The 3,022-nt window shown below is 48.2% G+C and carries 3 protein-coding genes; 1 reads left to right on the top strand and 2 read right to left on the bottom strand.

The window, feature by feature from the left end:
* Both RMO52_RS10315 and rimO read right to left on the bottom strand, forming a co-directional pair.
* Positions 1-192: DEAD/DEAH box helicase (locus RMO52_RS10315; RefSeq protein ID WP_310413682.1), on the bottom strand; the 192-nt coding region annotated here is incomplete at its 3' end.
* A 391-nt stretch (positions 193-583) separates the two neighbouring features.
* Positions 584-1,903: a 30S ribosomal protein S12 methylthiotransferase RimO gene (gene rimO / locus RMO52_RS10320; protein WP_309743169.1), complete on the bottom strand. Its 1,320-nt coding sequence runs from the start codon at positions 1,901-1,903 to the stop codon at positions 584-586.
* Positions 1,904-2,372: 469 nt separating this feature from the next.
* Here rimO and RMO52_RS10325 point away from each other — a divergent pair.
* Positions 2,373-3,022: BtpA/SgcQ family protein (locus tag RMO52_RS10325; RefSeq protein ID WP_310413686.1), on the top strand; the 650-nt coding region annotated here is incomplete at its 3' end.

Genomic DNA, 3,022 nt, shown 5'->3' on the forward strand with positions numbered 1-3,022 from the left:
ACGTTCGATCATGGGCAAGGCAAATGCAGCAGTTTTCCCCGTCCCGGTTTGAGATTGTCCGACTACATCTTTACCGGATAGTAGATAGGGAATGGCTTGCTCTTGAATGTTAGTCGGTTCAGTAATCCCCAGGCTTTCCAGTTGTGTAACGATACGATCGGAAAGTCCAAGGCTAGAGAAAGAAACGGTCATAATTTGTAGTTAAGTGGATCGGTATGATTTTGTGTCGAAAGTTTAGGAGCTAATCTTTAGGAATTAGTCAGTACATCAACCGGGGAAAACATCGTACCCAATATTTAAACCATTCAGTTTAAGGTTGTGTGAGAATTAGCTGCAATTCTCCACCAATAAAAGAAATACTAAATAGTCACAGAATGCTCGCATCAATCGCTAGGCGCAGATTCTGTTGTGAATTGTTGTCGAATATATCGGTCTTTTTACTGAATTCTAGCGTCTTCGCTCCAATCCAAAATCTAATGTTAGTTTAAATTTTGAATTCAACAGATTTAGTAGCGTTCTTTTATCATTTTAATGCCAAGCTTCAATTCTTGGCATCGCCGGATAACCGATCGTTATTGACTGTTTACGGGTAAACGACCTCGCCGTGGAGATCGTAATGGTCGGCTTCATGGATAGTAACGGGAATAATCGACCCAAGGCGGGCACTCCCACTAACATACACTAATCCGTCCACTTCTGGGGCAAATCTGGCAGATCTACCCACCAACAACCCCGATTCGGGGTGTTCTTGTTCGACCAGGACATCAACGGTTTTACCGATTTCAGCTTGATTACGGCGGAGTGAAATTGGTTGTTGAATCGCCATGATCCCGTCGCGGCGCTCGTCCATAACTGCTTGTGGCAAGTGGTTGGGCAAGGTGGCAGCGGCGGTTCCATCCTCAGCGGAGAAGGTAAACACCCCAACATGATCGAATTCGTGCCGTTGCAAGAATGTCTGAAGATGTTGGTAATGTTCGTCAGTTTCCCCAGGGAAGCCGACGATCAAAGTTGTCCGCAAGACTGCATCGGGCAGAGCGATTTTGAGTTGCTCGATGATGCGATCGTTTACTTGTCCTTGCCACGGGCGATTCATGGCACGGAGGATTTCGGGATGGGAATGCTGTAATGGTAAATCTAGGTAGGGCAACACATTCGGTGTTTCTTGCATCGCGGCGATTACCTTGGGTGTCAACCCAGTCGGGTAAGCGTAGTGCATCCGAATCCACGGAATGTCCACTTTGCCCAATGCCCGCAGGAGTTCTGCAAGTTTGGGCGTACCATAGATATCGAGACCATAATTAGTGGTGATTTGGGAAATCAGGATTAGTTCCTTGACTCCTTCATCTGCCAATCTTTGGGCTTCAGCCACGATCGATTCGATCGTCCGCGAGCGCTGTTTCCCCCGAAGGTGGGGAATAATACAGAAAGCGCAAGCATAGTCGCAACCTTCGGCAACGCGCAAGTAAGCGACACCTTCAGTCGTCGTCCGATAGCGAGGGGTATGCTCGTCGGCGATGTAAGTTGGCTCGGGGGTCACTTCGACTACCCGCTCGCCACCTTGCGATCGCTCGATGACATCGACGATTTTGTGATAGTCGCCACTGCCAACTACAGCTACAGCTTCTGGTATTTCTGCCAGTAGCTGCGACTGAAAGTGCTGTGCCATGCAGCCAGTGATAACAATTTTTTTATCGGCTTCGGCTAGTTCTACTAACGTGCGGATGGACTCCTCTCTAGCTGCATCGATGAAGCTACAAGTATTGACGATGACATAATCAGCTTCAGTTTCATCAGCATCTACTTCATAGCCTGCTTGAACGAGCAAGCCGAGCATGTGCTCGCTATCAATACGATTTTTTTCGCAACCTAAGTGGGATATTGCAATTGTTGGCTTGTTGCCCATGTAGTCTTGGTTTATTTGTCTCCAACAGTAATGTGACTGCGTTTGGCGATCGATTACTACCAACTCAAAAGTCAAGGCGGTGTGCCTACATCTTGTAAGTCTATCGGTGTAGCCCCGGTTCGGGCAATCGCGCTAATTGCCGCTCTAAAACTGCGATTCAACACCAGTAACAGATAATTGCTGACTCAAATATAATCCAACGAAACTACTAAACTCTAAATTTGTGTTTAGAACCTAGCTTAACATGCTTAATTTTAAGTCTTCAGGCTATATTCTACCATAGTGTTGCGGAATGTAAAGTGGTAAATAATGGTGAATTGCTAACGACTGATGACTAGCGATAATTTTTTGATGAGTTAGACAAGCCTAATTTGTGGATAATATAGGTGAAGATTGAGTCTTGTGGTTCGGTCATGCCAAAACTTGAATTGGCGCGGCGATCGCCATCCGCCTAGTTTAAACGCAAAACGTGAATTTACAGCAAATTTTTAACACCACTCAGCCGATTATTGGCGTCGTCCATCTGTTGCCGCTGCCGACTTCGGCACGGTGGGGCGGTAGTCTTAGTGCGATTATCGATCGTGCCGAACAAGAAGCAGTCGCCCTAGTTTCAGGTGGTGTCGATGCGATCGTCGTCGAGAACTTTTTTGATGCGCCTTTTCCCAAAAGCCGCGTCGATCCGGCGGTAGTCAGTGCGATGACGACGATCGTTACGCGGTTGCGCGAATTGATCTCGATCCCGATCGGGATCAATGTCTTACGCAATGATAGTCTCAGTGCGATGGCGATCGCCAGTTGTACGGGAGCGGCTTTCATTCGGGTAAATGTGTTGTCGGGAGTGATGGCAACCGATCAGGGCGTCATCGAAGGCTGTGCTTACGAACTCCTTCGCTATCGGCGGGAATTGGGATCTGATGTCAAAATTCTGGCGGATGTCCTCGTCAAACACGCGCAACCATTGAGTTCGAGCGATCTGACAAATGCCGTCCGCGAAACGATCGATCGGGGGTTAGCTGACGCCATCATCCTCTCGGGAGCCGCGACGGGTAGCCCCCCAAGTATCGAAGATCTTCGACTGGCTAGGGCAGCCGCAGGTACCACTCCGATGCTGATCGGCAG

This window comes from Chamaesiphon sp. OTE_8_metabat_110 (assembly GCF_031382685.1).
Taxonomy (GTDB): domain Bacteria; phylum Cyanobacteriota; class Cyanobacteriia; order Cyanobacteriales; family Chamaesiphonaceae; genus Chamaesiphon.

What these genes read in the sequence shown, in the direction of transcription:
- rimO (WP_309743169.1), bottom strand. Translation starts at nt 1,903, where the DNA reads ATGGGCAACAAGCCAACAATTGCAATATCCCACTTAGGTTGCGAAAAA.